This window comes from Microbulbifer magnicolonia (assembly GCF_035117725.1).
Taxonomy (GTDB): domain Bacteria; phylum Pseudomonadota; class Gammaproteobacteria; order Pseudomonadales; family Cellvibrionaceae; genus Microbulbifer; species Microbulbifer magnicolonia.
This window is the reverse complement of record NZ_JAYEFD010000001.1, coordinates 380,341-398,230: the sequence shown is the minus strand read 5'-3', so window position 1 is coordinate 398,230 and position 17,890 is coordinate 380,341. Positions and strand designations below refer to the sequence as shown.

The following is a 17,890-nucleotide window of genomic DNA, read 5'->3' as shown; positions in this document are numbered from 1 at the left end:
ACACTAAGCCCGCCCATTATTATTGTGACTTGCGTCACCATTATCATCATAATTAGCAGTCAAGGCCACCCACTGTATATCCATACAAAAATGGAGATGGTTCGGTAGTTCCGGTAAAGCCAAAAGGGAGATATTAGTGCTCCTACTTAGCCCTCGACCTCTGATTCCCAGCCGCTCGGCCGCTACAAATTATATTCTGACTAAGTATTGAACAGAGCCTGGCAGGCATAAAAAAAGCGAACGCCGCATGAGGCTCGCTTTCCCGGATATCCAGTATCAGCGTCTGGCCTGCTCACTTAGTGAGCAGGCCAGATACGATACGACTAGAAACAATCCCGGGGCAACCGCACCCACCCTTCCATCAGAATCCGCGCACTACGGCTCATAATGGCCTTGGTGGCAGTCCACTGCCCGTTCACCACTTCCGCTTCCGCGCCGACCCGGAGGGTGCCGGACGGATGGCCGAAGTTCACCACGCTGCGCTCCCCTCCCCCGGCGGCCAGATTGACCAGGGTGCCGGGAACGGCGGCGGCGGTGCCGATGGCAACCGCGGCGGTGCCCATCATGGCGTGGCGCAGTTTGCCCATGGACAGGGCGCGCACCAGCAGGTCGATGCCAGCGGCCGCGACTTGTTTGCCGCTGGAGGCCACATAGTCCTTGGGCGGCGCGACGAAGGCGACCTTGGGGGTATGCTGGCGGTTGGCTGCGTCTTCTACCTTGTCGATCAGGCCCATCTTTACCGCGCCGTGGGCGCGGATGGTCTCGAACATGGCCAGGGCCTTGTCGTCGCCGTTGATGGCTTCCTGCAGTTCGGTGCCGGTGTAGCCGATGTCCGCGGCATTGACGAAGATCGTCGGGATGCCGGCGTTGATCATGGTGGTTTTTAAAGTACCGACGCCGGGGACTTCGAGGTCGTCTACCAGGTTGCCGGTGGGGAACAAGGCGCTCCCTTCACCTTGCGCCCCCGCCCCATCTGCCGGGTCCATGAATTCGATCTGCACTTCGGCCGCCGGGAAGGTGACGCCGTCCAGTTCGAAATCACCGGTTTCCTGTACTTCACCGTTGGTGATGGGTACGTGGGCGATGATGGTTTTCTTGATGTTGGCCTGCCCGATGCGCACGGTGCAGTTGCCATCGGTGTGTTTGCCGTAGGGGGCTGGGCGGGTTCGGGGAGGGCCTGCAGGCGGAAGAAGGTGCCTTTGCTAATGCAATTGGCCCGTAGGCTATTGGCTACTACATCCTTAGTCACGGAGGAGATTGCCGAAAATTGCAGCTCTGAATCGGCTGATACAACAGCTCCGGCAGTTGCTTTAATGCGGCCTCGCGCGCGTTGGTCCAGGCATGCGCAAAGCTGAGGCGCAGACAATTCTTGAACTTTCCCGATACGGAAAACAACGGGCCGGGTGTGATCACGACACCCGCACTCAGCGCCTCGGGATAAATTGCCAGCGTATCCACCGTATCCGCCAACTCAACCCACACCGCCAATCCGCCTTGCGGCGCGCTCACCCGAACCTCACCGGGCCAGGCCTGTAGCAGCGCAAGTAAATGATCCCGGCGTTCGCGCAGCTCGATGCGCAAACGGCGTAAGTGCGCCGTGAGGCCGCCGTCCGCCATAAACTCGGCCACGCCTCGCTGGAGAAAGCGGCTACTTGCCAGCTGCGTCATCAGTTTGAGGTGGAGAATACGCGCATGCCAGCGCCCGCCGGAAATCCAACCGAGCCGCAAGTCGCGGGACAGGCACTTTGAGAAGGAACTGCAAAGAATCACCCGGTCCTCAGTATCCAGGGCCTTGAGTGGATCAGGTACCGCTCCGAACGCGGTGTCCGCATAAATATCGTCCTCGATTACAGCGAGGTCATACTGCTCAGCCAGTGCCAGCAGCCGGCGTTTGGACGAATCGCCCATCAGGGCGCCGCCCGGCGTGGCAAATGCTGGAGAAACGATGCATGCCCTTACCTGCCAGCGACGCAGCACCTCTTCCAGTGCATCGATATCCATACCAGTTTCACTGGACGCCGGGACCTCGACGACTCGCAGTTCAAGTTGCTCAATAAGCTGCATGACGCCATAGAATCCGGGCGACTCAACAGCCACCACGTCTCCCCGCTTGCAACAGGCCATCAGTGCAAGAAACAGCGCGTGCTGGCAACCGGACGTTATGCACAAATGCTCCGGCCCAACCTGCAAGCCACGTCGGGACAGGTGCAGTGCCAGCTGTTCCCGCAGGCCGCCGTCACCGGCCGGTTCGTCGTAGTACTGATAGTCTTCCCCCTTTTGCCTTCTGAGCGAACGCCCGATGGAGCGGTTCAAGGCGACAATACCGGGCGGCAGCTCGCCGCTATGGGATTCCGGCAGGATATCGAAGGCGGCACTTCGGCGCATGATATCCAGCAGCAAGTCGCTGACTGTGACGGGTCTCGGGGCCTCGATGCGCGTCCGGCTGAGCGGCGGCTGTGCCCTGGGAATTTGCTGGGATACGAAATGCCCCGCCTTGGGGCGCGCCTCCACCAGTCCCTGAGCTTCGAGTCTCTGCAGTGCGTGCTGTGCGGTAGCTTTTGAAACACCGTGTTCCCGGCACAGACTGCGTATCGACGGAAGCCGCTCACCCGGACGCCACCGCTGTTCTTTGAGGCATTGCAGAAGCCAGGCCTCCAGCTGGAGATAACGATACTCTTGGGCCAAGGGCTTAACTCTCAAACGAAATCTGTACCTATTATATTTCCTGCTTGTAGCCCTGACCCTATCAATTCTATTCGCGTAATGTGCCCGCAAACTGACCGTTAGCGGATTCGCCCCCGTGGAGAAAATTCCTGTTGTACCGGTTTTCCCACCTCCTCTCGCTCGAGGAGGCAAACTTAACTTCCGACTCTTCAAGGGCCGCTTCCAGAGTCTGCGGCGCCTGACCAGCTGGCCGCAGATAGACCTGCGCTACCTCGCTGGCGCCAGCGCGCTTTTGTTCGCGCGTTTCGTAGCGGCGGCGAGTGCGGAAGACAGTAGAGCCAGCGCGTCTGCCTCCGCGCGCATCACTCTCCGCCTGCCGGCAACAGTCGAAGTCACGCAAATGCCCGCGATGACTACAGATAACGCGGGTCAGCAAATTTGCCTCCAGCGGCTGCCCGCGAGCCGGGTTTCCCTCACATTCGAGGGCGAAAAATCCGAAGCCCGGAAGGAGATACACCTGACTCTGGACGGAACGCGCCAGTGTGTGGCGCTGCCATCTCAGACTGCTTCCTCGGACTCGAGGTCAATACTGCTGATTTCTGCGGAGTAATAGGTGACAGTCGCTCGCCCGGCCGTCAACGCCGGTCTCGAATACCCCCGCAGCAACCAGGGCTCCGGTCTCTGGTACCGAAATTCCGCGGTCACGGCTCCACCTTGCAAGCACTCAACCTGTACCTATTGTATTTATTTTTTTATACCTGACCCGATCGCCCGTCCAGGCTTAATCTGCCGCCCATCAGATATGGCGCGGAATGGCCATGAAAAAATCCCTGTTGTCCAGGACTACACACCTCCTTTCGCACATGACGGCAAGTTTCATGTCCGACTAACGAGGGGGGCGCTTGCAGAATCTGCGGCCCCTGACCAGCTGGCCGCTCATTGCCCTGTTCTTCGGCCTGGTGTGGGTGCACCTGGTTGCTGTTCTCGTTTGAGCAGCGCCGCATCATCCTCTTTGGCAGCGCGCTGTCCTGGCATGACCTGTCGCTGCTGGCCGGCCTGCTGATCGCCGGCGCCAGAAAGCAGGAGCAGCAAGGCCCGCAGGCCGTGCATGGGGCGTGACCTTGGACTTTTGCCAATAATTATAATCGGGGGATTTATGAGAAAGAGTCGAAAAGCAAAAGCGCACCCGCGCGCAACCGCGCAGGCTGTGGACGAGGGGGAGAATCCGACACAGCTGTCAGATTCGTTCGATGCTGAGGGGGGCGAACTGCCACCAGCGCCTGTGCCAGTGTATATGGTGGCAGAGCGCGCGATGATTCTGGAATTTCTAGAAGGTTTTGAGCGCGAGTTCAGGCTATTTACTGGCGACGACGAGCAGAACGCCGCGAGCATCCACACCAAGCTCGGCAAGTCGCCCGAGTGATGGAGAACCTGGCCCGGCCGGCGCGGGTGTATCTCCGGTCCGGCGCGGTCTCTCGCGTGCTGCTGGTGGCTGCGCCGCCGGCAGCCGTGGTTTCCCTCGCGCCCGGCGATCTGTCATTTTCACTAGTGGTCCATGCGGTTAATTCTGTAAATTAAGCGCACAGCCACAGGCTCCAGGGCAAGCCGAGAAAGCGCCGGAACAGCAGCGTAATTTCAAGCTTTCTCAACGCCGCCATGGTGTCTGTGGCGAAGCGATCGGTTAAAGAATTAACCTTACGGCACTCTAGAAGCTGTCCCCGGGCACACGCACCCACCCTTCCATCAGTACTCGCGCACTGCGGCTCATAATGGCCTTGGTAGCAGTCCACTGCCCATTGACCACTTCCGCTTCCGCGCCCACACGCAAGGTGCCGGACGGATGGCCGAAGTTCACCACATTGCGCTCCTCTCCCCCGGCGGCCAGATTGACCAGGGTACCGGGAATGGCAGCGGCAGTGCCGATCGCGACGGCGGCGGTGCCCATCATGGCGTGGTGCAGTTTGCCCATGGACAGGGCGCGCACCAGCAGGTCGATATCGTCTGCGGCGACTTCCTTGCCGCTGGATGCCACATAGCCCTTGGGCGGCGCAACGAACGCGACCTTGGGGGTATGCTGGCGGGCTGCGGCCTCTTCCACCTTTTCGATCAAGCCCATTTTCACCGCGCCGTGGGCACGGATGGTCTCGAACATGGCCAGGGCCTTGTCGTCGCCGTTGATGACTTCCTGCAGTTCGGTACCGGTGTAGCCGATGTCGGCGGCATTGACGAAGATCGTCGGGATGCCGGCGTTGATCATGGTGGCCTTCAGGGTGCCGACGCCCGGCACCTCTAAGTCGTCCACCAGGTTGCCGGTGGGGAACATCGCGCCCTCGCCGTCTGCCGGATCCATGAATTCGATCTGGACCTCTGCCGCCGGGAAGGTGACGCCGTCCAGTTCGAAACCGCCGGTTTCCTGCACTTCACCGTTGGTGATGGGTACGTGGGCGATGATGGTCTTGCCGATATTGGCTTGCCAGATGCGCACGGTGCAGATGCCGTTTTCCGGCACGCGCTCCGCAGCGACGAAACCGCTGTTGATGGCGAAGGCACCGACGGCGGCGGTGAGGTTGCCGCAGTTGCCGGACCAGTCCACGAAGGGCTTGTCGATGGAGACCTGGCCGAACAAGTAGTCCACGTCGTGGTTGGGCTGTTCGCTTTTGGACAGGATTACCGTCTTGCTGGTGCTGGAGGTGGCACCGCCCATACCGTCGGTCTGTTTGCCGTAGGGGTCGGGGCTGCCGATGACGCGCAGCAGCAGTTTGTCGCGAGCTTGGCCGGGGACCTGGGCGGATTCGGGCAGGTCCTGCAGGCGGAAGAAGACGCCTTTGCTGGTGCCGCCGCGCATGTAGGTGGCGGGGACTTTGATTTGGGGAGGATGGCTCATTGATTTCTCGGCAAAAGTCATTCAACCATTCTGTGGGAGCCTGCCCTGCAGGCGATTAAATCGGACTCCGATTCGTTCGCCTGCAGGGCAGGCTCCCACAGCGATTATTGGTGTTGGCTGCCGTAGGATGGGCGAAGCGTTACGCATTCGTCAGCAGGCTCTGCTGATGGGCGCGTCGCTACGCTCCTTTGCCCATCCTACGGTTTTTGTGGTGCGCGCGGCGCACCCTGTTCGCTCGTCATGCTGGATCAAGTCCGGCATGACGACTATTGAACTTAGGCAGTTGCTTCCGCTTCGAGGAAATCCTTGGCGAAGCGCTGCAGCACGCCGCCGGCTTCGTAGATGGAAACCTCTTCCGCGGTATCCAGGCGGCAGGTTACCGGCACGTCCAGGCTCTCGCCGTTCTGGCGATGGATCACCAGCGTCAGGGTCGCGCGCGGGGTGCGGTCGCCGATCACGTCGTAAGTCTCGGTGCCGTCGAGGCCCAGGGTCTTGCGCGTGGTGCCGGGCTGGAATTCCAGCGGCAGCACGCCCATGCCGATCAGGTTGGTGCGGTGAATGCGCTCGAAGCCTTCGGCGACGATCGCTTCCACACCGGCGAGGCGCACGCCCTTCGCCGCCCAGTCGCGGGACGAGCCCTGGCCGTAGTCGGCGCCGGCGACGATGATGAGCGGCTGCTTGCGGTCCATGTAGGTCTCGATGGCTTCCCACATGCGGGTGACCTTGCCTTCCGGCTCCACGCGGGCCAGGGAGCCCTGCTTCACCTCACCGTTCTCGTCGCGCACCATTTCGTTCAACAGTTTCGGGTTGGCGAAGGTGGCGCGCTGCGCGGTCAGGTGGTCGCCGCGGTGGGTGGCGTAGGAGTTGAAGTCCTCTTCCGGCAGGCCCATTTTCGCCAGGTATTCACCGGCGGCACTGCTGGCCAGGATCGCGTTGGACGGCGACAGGTGGTCGGTGGTGATGTTGTCACCCAGCACGGCCAGCGGACGCATGCCTTTCAGCGCGCGTTCTCCCGCTAAAGCGCCTTCCCAGTAGGGCGGCCGGCGGATATAGGTGCTCATCGGGCGCCAGTCGTACAGCGCACTGCCCTTCTCTTCCGCGCGCTTTTCCAGGTCGAACATCGGAATGTAGACGTCGCGGAACTGCTGCGGCTTCACGCTCTGCTTGACGATCGCATCGATCTCTTCGTCGCTCGGCCAGATATCCTTCAGCGTCACCGGGTTGCCGTCTTTGTCGTGGCCCAGTATGTCTTTCTCGATATCGAAGCGGATGGTACCGGCGATGGCGTAGGCCACTACCAGCGGCGGCGAGGCCAGGAAGGCCTGCTTCGCATACGGATGGATACGGCCGTCGAAGTTGCGGTTGCCGGACAGTACGGCGGTGGCGTAGAGGTCGCGGTCGATCACTTCCTTTTGAATAACCGGATCCAGCGCGCCGCTCATGCCGTTACAGGTGGTACAGGCAAACGCGACCACATCGAAGCCCAGTTGCTGCAGGTCCGGCAGCAGGTCGGCTTCTTCCAGGTACATTTTTACGGTCTTGGACCCCGGCGCCAGGGAGGTTTTCACCCAGGGCTTGCGGGTCAGGCCCAGCTTGTTCGCGTTGCGCGCGATCAGGCCGGCGGCAATCATGTTGCGCGGGTTGCTGGTGTTGGTACAGCTGGTGATCGCCGCGATGATCACCGCACCGTCGGGCATCAGGCCCTCTTCTTCCTTCCACTGCTCTTTCCAATCTCGGGCGATACCACGGTTGGCCAGTTCGGATACCGGCAGCAGCGCGTGCGGGTTGGACGGGCCGGCCAGGTTGCGGCCTACTGAGGAAAGATCGAACTTCAGTACGCGCTCGTACTCGGCGTCTTTCAAAGTGTCCGCCCAGAGGCCGGTTTCCTTCGCGAATTTTTCTACCAGCGCCACCTGCTCGTCGTCGCGGCCGGTCAGCTTCAGGTAGTCGATGGTCTGCTCGTCGATGGCGAACATACCGGCGGTGGCGCCGTACTCCGGTGTCATGTTGGCGATGGTGGCGCGGTCGCCCAGGCTCAGGCTGGAAGCGCCCTCGCCGAAGAATTCCAGGTAGGCGCCCACCACGCGCTCGCGGCGCAGGAATTCGGTCAGCGCCAGCACCATGTCGGTTCCGGTGATGCCGGGCTGCAGTTTGCCGGTCAGCTCGACGCCGACGATGTCGGGCAGGCGCATATAGGAGGCTCGGCCGAGCATGACGCTCTCGGCTTCGAGGCCGCCGACGCCGACGGAGATAACGCCCAGTGCGTCCACCATCGGGGTGTGGCTGTCGGTGCCGACACAGGTATCCGGGAAGGCGACTTTTGTTCCATCGGGGGCGTTTTTCACCTGTATTACCGGAGACATTTTCTCCAGGTTGATCTGGTGCATGATGCCGTTGCCCGGCGGAATCACGTCGACGTTCTCGAACGCGGTCTTGGTCCAGTTGATAAAGTGGAAGCGGTCCTCGTTGCGGCGCTCTTCCACTGCGCGGTTCTTTTCGAACGCGTCTTTCTCGAAGCCGGGATGCTCTACGGCCAGTGAGTGATCGACGATCAGCTGGGTCGGCACCACCGGATTGACCTTGGACGGGTCACCGCCCTGCTCCGCGATGGCATCGCGCAGGCCGGCGAGGTCCACCAGCGCAGTCTGGCCGAGGATATCGTGGCAGACGACGCGCGCGGGGAACCAGGGAAAGTCCAGTTCGCGCTTGCGCTCGATAATCTGCTTCAGCGCTGCAGTCAGATTTTCCGGCTCGCAGCGGCGCACCAGGTTTTCGGCCAGGATGCGCGAGGTGTACGGCAGCTTGGCGTAGGCGCCGGGCTGGATGGCTTCGACGGCGGCGCGGGTGTCGAAGTAATCGAGATCCGTGCCGGGGAGGTTTTTGCGGTATTCGGTGTTCATCATTTGGTAAATCTGTCTACTCGTATCTGCGGTCAATTTCCGGCACAAACCTGTAGGAGCGGCCGTTGGCCGCGATTGATATCCGCGGCTGCGATTGAGTCCGATCGCGGCCAACGACCGCTCCTACAAATGGCGGGCCTGCGGCCCGCATGCCGAGCTGGAGCCTTCAGCGTTCCAAGGTAAACAGCTCGGCGTTCCCAGGGGGGGGTTAACCGCGCTCGGCAATCGGCACAACCTTGCGCAGTTCCGGACCGACGTACTCGGCACTCGGGCGGATGATGCGGTTGTCGGCGCGCTGCTCGAATACGTGGGCGGCCCAGCCGGTTACGCGGGACATCACGAAGATCGGGGTAAACAGCTTGGTGGGAATGCCCATAAAGTGATAGGCGGAAGCGTGGAAGAAGTCCGCGTTGCAGAACAGCTTCTTCTCGCGCCACATGACTTCCTCGCAGCGCACGGAAACCGGGTAGAGCACGTCGTCGCCCACGTCCGCGGCCAGCTTTTCGGACCACTGCTTGATGATGGCGTTGCGCGGGTCGGACTCGGTGTAGACCGCGTGGCCGAAGCCCATGATCTTTTCCTTGCGCTCCAGCATGCCCAGCAGTGCTTGCTCGGCTTCGTCGGCAGAGGAGAAACGCTCGATCAGTTCCATCGCCGCTTCGTTCGCACCGCCGTGCAGCGGGCCACGCAGGGAGCCGATGGCACCGGTGATGCAGCTGAACAGGTCAGACAGGGTCGAGGCGCAGACGCGCGCAGTGAAGGTGGACGCGTTGAACTCGTGCTCGGCGTACAGGATCAGGGAAACGTTCATCACCTGCTCGTGCAGCGCGTTCGGCTTTTCGCCGCGCAGCATATGCAGGAAGTGGCCGCCGATGGAATCGTCATCGGTTTCGGTTTCGATGCGCACGCCGTCGTGGGTGAAGCGGTACCAGTAGCAGATGATCGACGGGAAGGCGGCCAGCAGGCGGTTGGCTTTTTCCTGCTGCTGCGCGAAGGACTCCTCGCCCTCCAGGTTGCCCAGCATGGAGCAGCCGGTGCGCATCACGTCCATCGGGTGGGCGTCGGCGGGAATGCGCTCGAGTACTTCGCGCAGGGCCTGCGGCAGGCCGCGCATGCCTTTCAGTACGCCTTTGTAGTCGGCCAGTTGTGCCCTGGTGGGCAGCTCGCCGTAGAAAATCAGGTAGGCGACTTCTTCAAATTCGCAGTTCTCCGCCAGGTCTTTGACGTCGTAGCCGCGGTAAGTGAGGCCTGAGCCGGATTTACCCACGGTGGACAGTGCGGTTTTGCCGGCGACCTGGCCGCGCAGGCCGGCGCCTCCTACTTTTTTCTCTGCCATCTTTATTTCCCCTTTCTCTTGAGTTTGTTCGGTTTGATGGATGTAGGAGCGGCCCATGGCCGCGATCGGACTCGCCAATCGGAAAGATCGATCGCGGCCACCGACGGATGGCCGCCCCGCCGCTCCTACAGGGCGGGCCTTTGGCCCGCTTGCCGAGCTGGAGCTCGGCGTTCCCAGGGTCAGTGCCAATTATTTCTTGAACAGACTGTCCAGCTTTTGCTCGAAGTCGTGGTAGTTGAGGTAGTCATACAGTTCCTCGCGGGTCTGCATGGTGTCGACCACCGCAGTCTGGTCGCCGTTTTGCAGAATACTGGTATAGACGTTTTCCGCGGCTTTGTTCATCGCACGGAAGGCGGACAGCGGGTACAGCACGATATCCGCGCCGGATTCGCCCAGCTCTCTGGCGTTGTACAGCCTGGTTTTACCGAATTCGGTGATGTTGGCGAGGATGGGCACATTCAGCGCGTCCTTGAAGGCGCGGTAGTGCTCCAGTTCGGTCACCGCCTCGGCGAAGATGCCGTCGGCGCCGGCCTCGATGCAGGCCTGGGCGCGGTCGATGGCCGCTTCCAGTCCCTCTTGGGCGAAGGAGTCGGTGCGCGCCATGATAAAGAAGTCGTCGTCGGTACGGGCGTCAACGGCCGCCTTGATGCGGTCGACCATCTCCTCTTTGGAGACGATTTCCTTGTTCGGGCGGTGGCCGCAGCGCTTCTGCGCCACCTGGTCTTCGATATGCACTGCTGCGGCGCCGGCGCGGATCATCTCCTTGATGGTGCGGGAGATATTGAAGGCACCGCCCCAGCCGGTGTCGATATCCACCAGCAGCGGCAGCTCGCTGGCCGCGGTGATGCGGCGCACGTCTTCCAGCACATTGTCGACGCTGGTCATGCCCAGGTCCGGCAAGCCGTAGGAGGCGTTGGCGACGCCGGCGCCGGACAGGTAGATGGCCTTGTGGCCGATGCGCTCGGCCATCATGGCGGTGTAGGCGTTGATGGTGCCGACCACCTGTAATGGTTGGTTTTCTTCAAGGGCGCGGCGGAAACGCGCGCCGGCGGAAGACTTCTGGCTCATGGGCAAACCTCAGGTTTCTTTTGTCAGGTTTCTGTTGTTAGTTTCTTTTCAATGTTGTGCCGCGAGGCGCGGATATGCCGGCGCATCAACAGCTCGGCCAGCTCGCCGTCCCCCGCTTCGATGGCCTCGATGATATGACCGTGCTCTCGGAAGGCGCGCTGTGCGCGCGGGCTGGCCATACCCAGCTGATAGCGGTACATGCGCACCCGGTAGTAGAGGCGATTGCAGAGTGTGTCGATCAGCAGGTCGTTCTTGGACGCCTGCACTATGCGGAAGTGGAAGTCGAAGTCGCCTTCCGGCTGGAAGTAGGCCTTGCCCGCCTGCAGCTCTTCCTGCTGCTCGTGGCGGGCCAGCATCTGGCGCAGTTCTACCAGATCTTCTTTCGTGTGGTACTGGGCGGCGAGGCGACAGGCCATGCCCTCGAGCGCCTCACGCACTTCGTAGAGATCCAGCAGGCCGCGCTCGGTCAGGTCGACCACCCGCGCGCCCACGTTGACGCGGCGCTCCAGCAGGCCCAGGGATTCGAGCCGCATCAGCGCCTCGCGCAGGCTGCCGCGGCTGGCATTGAAGCGCCGCGCCAGCTCCGGCTCGCTGATCTTGCTGCCGGCAGCGATCTGCCCCTCGACGATTTCGCCGCGCAGGGTGACGAACAACCGCTCGGCCAGGCTCTGGCTCGCCTCGATGCTCTTCAGCTGTCCGCCTTCCAATTAACAACCTCCGGTATGGACTTCGGATTGTCGACAATCCCGAGAAGAGCCGACCATAAACCAGCCAATTCCCGGCGTCAACCCGAAACGCAACGGGTAATTGTTGACAATCCAGCGGAAAAGCTGACTTTTTGTGGAGCGGTAGTCTTGTAATAACTAAGTGGGCATAATAGCGCCCGCACCGGTACGCCCGTGCCCAGGTACTCTATGCTTACGGCTGGACGGCGCCAGAGGATCATGCACCGGATTTGTCTTTCCGTCCCTTGGCGACAGAATCATTCGTTAATAATTGCCAGCACCCGGATATATAGAAATATGCCGAAGAGTATTATCAGGCGATGGCTGCCAACCCCCGAGCAGGTCCGCGCCAACAGCGGCCTGAAGTTTCTCGGCACTCTTTTGCACGACCCCAACCTCTTCCACCTGAACCGCCACTCGGTGTCCGTGGCCTTTGCGGTGGGTATCTTCACCAGTTTCCTGCCGCTGCCGGGGCAGATGATCATCGCCGCGCTGCTGGCCCTGTGGTTCCGCTGCAACCTGCCGCTATCGATGATTCTGGTGTGGATCAGCAACCCGGTGACCATGCCGGCCATCTTTTACAGCACTTACAAATTGGGCGCCTGGATACTGGGCACGCCGCCGCTGGATTTCCGCATAGAGCTGTCGTGGGAGTGGCTGACTGAAGAGGTGGGGAAAATCTGGCTGCCGCTGTTTTTCGGCTCGCTGCTGGCGGGCATCTTCTTTGCCACCCTGTCCTACTTTACGATGCAGGCGCTGTGGCGCTGGCATGTGTTGAAGCGCTGGAAGCTGCGGCTCGCCAAGCGCTCAATGGTCAATTTCCAATAAAATTGACCCCGTAGGGTGCGCCGTGCGCACCGCCACCAGGGGGAACAGTGGCGCACCCCGCCCTTGAAATCCAATGCACTGATGCGCGGATTGCCTACTGCTCGTTGCGCAGGGCGGCGGCCGGCTGCACGCGGCTGGCCTGTAGCGCCGGGTAGAGGGTCGCCAGCAGGCTGAGTAGCAAGCCCGCGCCCACGACCAGGGCCACATCCGGCCACTGCAGTTCGGACGGCAGATAGTCCACCGGGTAGACATCGGACTTCAGGAACTGGATACCGAACAGGGATTCGAGCCCGGCCACCAGGTCGGTGACCGTCAGCGAGCCCAGCACGCCCAGAATCCCCCCGACCACGGCGCCGACCAGGCCCACCAGCGCGCCCTGACTGACGAAGGTGAGCAGTATCTCGCGGGTGCTGGCGCCCATGGTGCGCAGTATGGCGATGTCGCTGTGCTTGTCGATCACCACCATCACCAGGGTCGACACCACGTTAAACGCGGCGATGGCGATGATCAGCAGCACCAGCAGCCCGACCAGGTTGCGCGACATCTGGATCGCCTGATAGAGGTTGCCGTGGGTGCTGCTCCAGTCGCTGCCGTAGAAATCCTGTGCCGGCAGTTCCTGCAGCAGGCGGCGCATGATCCAGTTGGCCTCGAGCATCTCACTCAGGCGCAACTGCACACCGGCGCCGCCGCTGCCACCCGCGAGGGCCTGCGCCTGGGACCAGGACAGCAGGGCCAGGGAGTGATCCAGCGCGGTGCCCGAGTGAAAGATATCCACCACCTTGAAGCCGGCCAGGCGCGCCGCGCGGCGGCCGCCATCGGCTGCCTCTCCATTCCCGCCGCTATTGGGCACGATCAGGGACAGGTGCTCGCCCTCGGCTACCCCCAGCTTCTCTGCAATACCGCGGCCGAGAATGACCCCGGGCTCGGCGCTGTCGCCGAGGGCGGCGAATGCCTGCGGATCGAGGAATTCGCCGACATTCGACACCTTGACGATGGTGTCGGGGTTTATGCCCTGCACCAGCAGCGGCGTCACTTCCCTGCCCTTGCGCGCCAGGGCATTGACCTGCCAGACCTCTGCGGCTGCGATGACCTCCGGATCCGTGGCGAGCTTGTCGCGCAGGGCCGGCCAGTCGATCTCGGGGCTGGCGTTGTAGATGGTCGCGTGGGGCATGATGCCGAGGATGCGCTCGCGCAGCTCGCGGTCGAAGCCGTTCATCACCGACATCACCACGATCATCAGCGCCACGCCGAGAATCAGCCCCACCATGGACAGGCCGGAGATGAACGACACCAGCCCGGCGGAATCTTCGCTGTGCCGCTGGGCACCCGCGTAGCGCAGGCCGATAAAAGCGGGCAGCGGCTTAAACACGGTCGCCCTCGTGCCAGTCGCGTTCCAGTCGGCCGTCGATCAGGTGCAGGCAGCGGTCCAGGGCCGCGGCCAGGTCCGGATCGTGCGTCACTATGACAAAGCTGATGCCCATCTCGCTGTTGAGCTTGTCCATCAGCCTGTGAATCTCTCTGGCGGTGGCCCGGTCCAGGTTGCCGGTGGGCTCGTCCATCAGCACGCAGGCGGGCCGGGTCACCAGCGCCCGTGCGATGGCCACCCGCTGGCGCTCGCCACCGGACAGCTGCGACGGCTTGTGCGTGAGGCGCGCTCCGAGGCCGACTGCCTCGAGCATGGCCTGGGCCTCCGCGCGGGCGCTGGCGACGGAATGCTTGCCGATCAGCAGCGGCATGGCGACGTTTTCCAGCGCGGAAAACTCGCCGAGCAGGTGGTGGAACTGGTACACAAAGCCCAGGCTGCTGTTGCGCAGCCAGCCGCGCTCGTTGGCATTCAGGCTGGCCAGGTTCTGCCCCGCCACCCAGACCTCACCGGCGCTGGGGGTATCCAGGCCGCCGAGCAGGTTCAGCAGCGTCGACTTGCCGGATCCGGAAGCGCCGACGATGGCCAGTTTCTCGCCGCGTTTGACTTCCAGCTCGACGCCGCGCAGCACCTCCAGCTCTTTGGTGCCCTGGCGATAGCTCTTGCGCAGCTGGCGGCAGGCGAGCACTGCCTCTTTGCTCTCTGCCGGCGTCGCCTGCTCGGTATTTATTTCCACTTGGCTGTTCATCAAATTATTTAGCCTGAATTTTTTCTGTAGATATGGCGCTTTGCATCAAACGTCCATTCGTTCGTCATACCGGCGCAGGCCGGTATCCAGTTTGGTGGCACCTGGATTAGCTGGCGCTCCTGCGCCAGGCCCTTCGGGCCATTCGCTTCGCGAATGCTCGCTACGGCATCCATGCCTACGCTGTCCGGCCTGCGCCGGAATGACGAGAGAGCGCTGTAGGAGCCTGCTCGCTATTACTCATACCGCAGCGCCTCCGCCGGCTCTATCTGCGCCGCGCGCCAGGCGGGAAACAGCGTCGCCAGCAGGCTCATCAGCACCGCTGCGGACAGCACCAGGGCTGCATCGCCCGCGCGGAATTCCGATGGCAGGAAGCTGACAAAGAATATGCGCGGATCGAAGATCTTCGCCCCCAGCAGGTTCTCCGCCCAGCTCACCATGTCGGTCAGATTCAGCGCGATCAGGATGCCCAGCACCGCGCCGATAAAGGCGCCGATAATGCCGATGGCACTGCCCTGCACGACGAATACCGCCATTATCTGCCGCGAGGTGAGCCCGAGCGTGCGCAGCACGGCGATATCCGAGCGCTTGTCGGCAACCATCAGCACCAGCGCCGAGACGATATTGAATGCGGCCACGGCGACGATGATCAGCAGCATCAGGGTGACGACCGTCTTTTCCATCTTCACCGCCTGGAACAGGCTGCCCTGGGACAGGCTCCAGTCCTCGCCGGTAAATCCTTCACCCAGACCTTCCGCGTAGGCAGACACCCGCCCCAGCGCATTGTCCATATCGTCGAAGCGCAACTGCAGCCCCTGCGCCCGGCCCGGCATACGCAGCAGCCGCGCGGCATCGTCCAGATGCATCAGCGCCATATTCTGGTCCACCTGGGCGCCGACGGAGAACACGCCGGCGACCGTGAAGCGCTTGGTGCGGGGGAAAATACCCGCGGGGGTGACCACCACTTCCGGCAGTGTCAGCACCACACTGTCACCCGGGATCACATTCAACTGGCGGGCGAGGATGCGCCCCAGCACAATCTGGTATTCGCGCGGCTGCAGCGCGTCCAGGCTGCCCATGATCATGTGTTCGCCAACGGTGGAGACATTGCGCAGCGCCCGCGGGTCCACGCCCTGGAACTCCACGCCGTGGCTGCCGCCTGCGGCACTCAACAGCGCAAAACCGCGCACAAAGGGACTCACCGCCTCGACATGGGGCTGCTGCTCCAGTTGCCGCGCCGCACTGCGCCAGTCTTCCAGGCCCTCGGCCTTTTCGACGAAACCGTGGGGCACGACACTCAGAATGCGGGTCTTCAGTTCCCGGTCAAAGCCGTTCATCACCGAGGTCACGACGATCAGCGCCAGTACGCCGAGCGCCATGCCCAGCAGGGAGAAGCCGTTGATAAAGGAGATGAACTGCTGACGGCGGCGGGCGGCCACATAGCGCAGGCCGATATACAGGGGGACGGGTTTTAACATAGCGCTGATTTAAGCGGAAAATCGCCAGTAAATACAAGTAATTAGCGAGGTTATGGCCGATCTTTTCGAAGTCCCGCCCAATTCGCTGAGACGCTCACCTTTCGTTATAGGTCCGGAGCTTCTCGCGCAGGCGCTCGAGCTCCGCCGCACTCCACCCCTCGGGCTCCGTCAACTTCAGCCAGGCATGCACATAGTCCGCCGGCGCGTAACTGTGGCCAAAGCCCATGGGGGCTACGCCCGCGTGCATGTCCGCCGCCAGCTGGAACATGGTCACGATCGGATACCACTGCAGATCTGGTGAGACATCGGGACCGCGCGGTTTGTTCATCCAGGCCGGCCTGCGGAAGGCCGCCTCCGGCTCGAAGAAGACGATCGGATCGCTGGCGTGCTGCAGGTAGGCGATGCGGAATGCCCCCCAGGGAACCTCGCCCTCCTCGTAGCCGCCGAAGTGGTTGCCAAAGCGCACCACGGCACCGCCGCGGAACTGCGGCAGCCAGGCGGGTGACCCCGGGTCCCGGTGCGCCGTCACCTCGCGCCAGGTATCGCTGCGAAACGGCGGCCCGGTCCAGAGGGCGCCGTGGAAAGGATCGTCGATGATGTCGTAGAAATCGAAGGATCGATCCGAGTTGAGCGCGCCCAGGCTCAGGCCAAACAGATACAGCCTGGGGCGCGATTCCCGCGGCAGCTGGCGCCAGTGGCCGTAGACTGACTGGAACAGCGCCTGCGCCGTCTCCCGGCCGTAGGCGTCCTCGGTCATCAGCGCGATGGGGCTGGGAAGATAGGAGTATTGCGCTGCGACACTGGCGATATCGCCCCCGTGCAGAAATTCCACCGAGTTGATCGCGCCGGGATCCACCCAGCCGGTGCCGGTGGGGGTGATAAGGACCAGGACGGAGCGGTCGAAGCCACCGACCCGCTTGAGTTCATCCAGGGCCAGCTGCGCCCGCTGCTGCGGAGTCTCCGCCGCATTCAGCCCGACATAGACACGCAGCGGCGCCGGCGCCCCCGGCGCAAATTCGCCGATATCCTGCGCTGTGGGTCCCAGCGCCAGATAGCGCCGCCCCTGGTGGCCCATGTCCTGCCAGCGCAACAGGGACTCGGCGCCACCCGGCTTTGCCGGATCTGCGGGCGGCGACATCTCCGGCGCAATGCGCGCGTCCAGTTGCTGGTAGATGGCATCCACCCGGTGCAGGGCTGCCGACAGGACCACATCACTGAAAACCGCCCAGAAGAGCCCCGCCGCCGCAACCAGGCCGATAAATAGCGACACGCGCCGCGGTATCACGCGCTCCAGTTTGCGCGACAGAAACAGGAAAGTGCGCCGAAACAATCTGGCGAGCAGAAGCAGTAACAGGAAAACCGCCAGCGCGACCAGGGCGATGGTGAGCGGCCTGATACCGGACTCCTCTTCCAGCCCCATCAGGGCGCGAACGGAATTCTGCCAGGCGCTGCCGCGCCACAGGAACCCCAGCGCCAGCAGAGTACAGACGCCGGTCGCTACCCACTCAAACAGGCGCTGCGCCCGCTCCCCCGGTTTCGGCAACTCGAGAAAGGACCACAACCAGACACCGAGTACCCCCACGCCGTAGCCGGCGGCAAAGGAGAGACCGGATATCACCCCCTGAAAAGCGCCGGCGCGGGGAATCAGCGAGGGGGTCAATGACAGCGCAAAGAAGATGGTGCCGATCAGCAGTCCGGTCGTGGAGAAGTGTCGTCCGATGCGCATCCGTGGCTGTCCGCGGGGGCCTGTTCGACCTTCAGCCTAGCACAGGCGCAAGGTCCGCCTGCGCCACCCGGCAGTCGCCACAGCTCCCGGCCCCATCGGCGGCAAGGTTCCTGACGGAAAACGTGAAGAAATCCAAGTGTTTAAGCGCAATATCTGCTTTAATTGGCCGGCAA

Annotated in this window: 13 protein-coding genes and 1 pseudogene; 3 read left to right on the top strand and 11 right to left on the bottom strand. The window is 62.5% G+C overall.

What is annotated here, in order from left to right; translation table 11 throughout:
- Positions 1-323: 323 nt before the first annotated feature.
- Both prpF (RRF64_RS01755) and RRF64_RS01750 read right to left on the bottom strand, forming a co-directional pair.
- Positions 324-1,127 (bottom strand): annotated as a pseudogene (prpF, locus tag RRF64_RS01755) (2-methylaconitate cis-trans isomerase PrpF); the annotation flags it as partial.
- Positions 1,128-1,245: 118 nt separating this feature from the next.
- A complete protein-coding gene (locus tag RRF64_RS01750; RefSeq protein ID WP_323844100.1) occupies positions 1,246-2,685 on the bottom strand; it encodes an aminotransferase-like domain-containing protein in 1,440 nt (479 codons plus the stop codon).
- 954 nt (positions 2,686-3,639) lie between these two features.
- On the opposite strand from RRF64_RS01750, the gene RRF64_RS01745 reads away from it, so the two are divergent.
- Positions 3,640-3,783: a hypothetical protein gene (locus tag RRF64_RS01745; RefSeq protein WP_323844099.1), complete on the top strand. Its 144-nt coding sequence runs from the start codon at positions 3,640-3,642 to the stop codon at positions 3,781-3,783.
- Between the two features lie 37 nt (positions 3,784-3,820).
- Positions 3,821-4,087, top strand: coding sequence for a hypothetical protein (locus tag RRF64_RS01740; protein ID WP_323844098.1), 267 nt, complete (start codon positions 3,821-3,823; stop codon positions 4,085-4,087).
- A 282-nt stretch (positions 4,088-4,369) separates the two neighbouring features.
- Here RRF64_RS01740 and prpF (RRF64_RS01735) read toward each other — a convergent pair whose 3' ends face one another.
- The 5 genes from prpF (RRF64_RS01735) to RRF64_RS01715 form a co-directional block, all read right to left on the bottom strand.
- Positions 4,370-5,548, bottom strand: a complete 1,179-nt coding sequence (prpF, locus tag RRF64_RS01735; RefSeq protein ID WP_323844097.1) for a 2-methylaconitate cis-trans isomerase PrpF — start codon at positions 5,546-5,548, stop codon at positions 4,370-4,372.
- A gap of 275 nt (positions 5,549-5,823) precedes the next feature.
- On the bottom strand, positions 5,824-8,451 hold the full coding sequence (gene acnD / locus RRF64_RS01730) for a Fe/S-dependent 2-methylisocitrate dehydratase AcnD (protein WP_323844096.1): 2,628 nt from the start codon (positions 8,449-8,451) through the stop codon (positions 5,824-5,826).
- Positions 8,452-8,656: 205 nt separating this feature from the next.
- Complete coding sequence (prpC, locus tag RRF64_RS01725; protein ID WP_323844095.1) at positions 8,657-9,784, bottom strand: bifunctional 2-methylcitrate synthase/citrate synthase; 1,128 nt, start codon at positions 9,782-9,784, stop codon at positions 8,657-8,659.
- Between the two features lie 189 nt (positions 9,785-9,973).
- Complete coding sequence (gene prpB / locus RRF64_RS01720) at positions 9,974-10,852, bottom strand: methylisocitrate lyase (protein ID WP_323844094.1); 879 nt, start codon at positions 10,850-10,852, stop codon at positions 9,974-9,976.
- 23 nt (positions 10,853-10,875) lie between these two features.
- On the bottom strand, positions 10,876-11,559 hold the full coding sequence (locus RRF64_RS01715) for a GntR family transcriptional regulator (RefSeq protein ID WP_323844093.1): 684 nt from the start codon (positions 11,557-11,559) through the stop codon (positions 10,876-10,878).
- 315 nt (positions 11,560-11,874) lie between these two features.
- Between RRF64_RS01715 and RRF64_RS01710 the strand changes: the two genes are divergently transcribed.
- Complete coding sequence (locus tag RRF64_RS01710; protein ID WP_323844092.1) at positions 11,875-12,405, top strand: DUF2062 domain-containing protein; 531 nt, start codon at positions 11,875-11,877, stop codon at positions 12,403-12,405.
- 94 nt (positions 12,406-12,499) lie between these two features.
- On the opposite strand, the gene RRF64_RS01705 is transcribed toward RRF64_RS01710, so the two are convergent.
- The 4 genes from RRF64_RS01705 to RRF64_RS01690 form a co-directional block, all read right to left on the bottom strand.
- Entirely contained in the window at positions 12,500-13,774 is a 1,275-nt protein-coding gene (locus RRF64_RS01705; protein ID WP_323844091.1) for a lipoprotein-releasing ABC transporter permease subunit, read from the bottom strand.
- On the bottom strand, positions 13,767-14,516 hold the full coding sequence (lolD, locus tag RRF64_RS01700) for a lipoprotein-releasing ABC transporter ATP-binding protein LolD (RefSeq protein ID WP_323845580.1): 750 nt from the start codon (positions 14,514-14,516) through the stop codon (positions 13,767-13,769). Before lolD ends, RRF64_RS01705 begins: the two co-directional genes overlap by 8 nt.
- A 233-nt stretch (positions 14,517-14,749) precedes the next feature.
- A complete protein-coding gene (locus RRF64_RS01695) occupies positions 14,750-15,991 on the bottom strand; it encodes a lipoprotein-releasing ABC transporter permease subunit (protein WP_323844090.1) in 1,242 nt (413 codons plus the stop codon).
- Between the two features lie 94 nt (positions 15,992-16,085).
- Positions 16,086-17,717, bottom strand: a complete 1,632-nt coding sequence (locus RRF64_RS01690) for an alpha/beta hydrolase (protein ID WP_323844089.1) — start codon at positions 17,715-17,717, stop codon at positions 16,086-16,088.
- Positions 17,718-17,890: the final 173 nt, after the last annotated feature.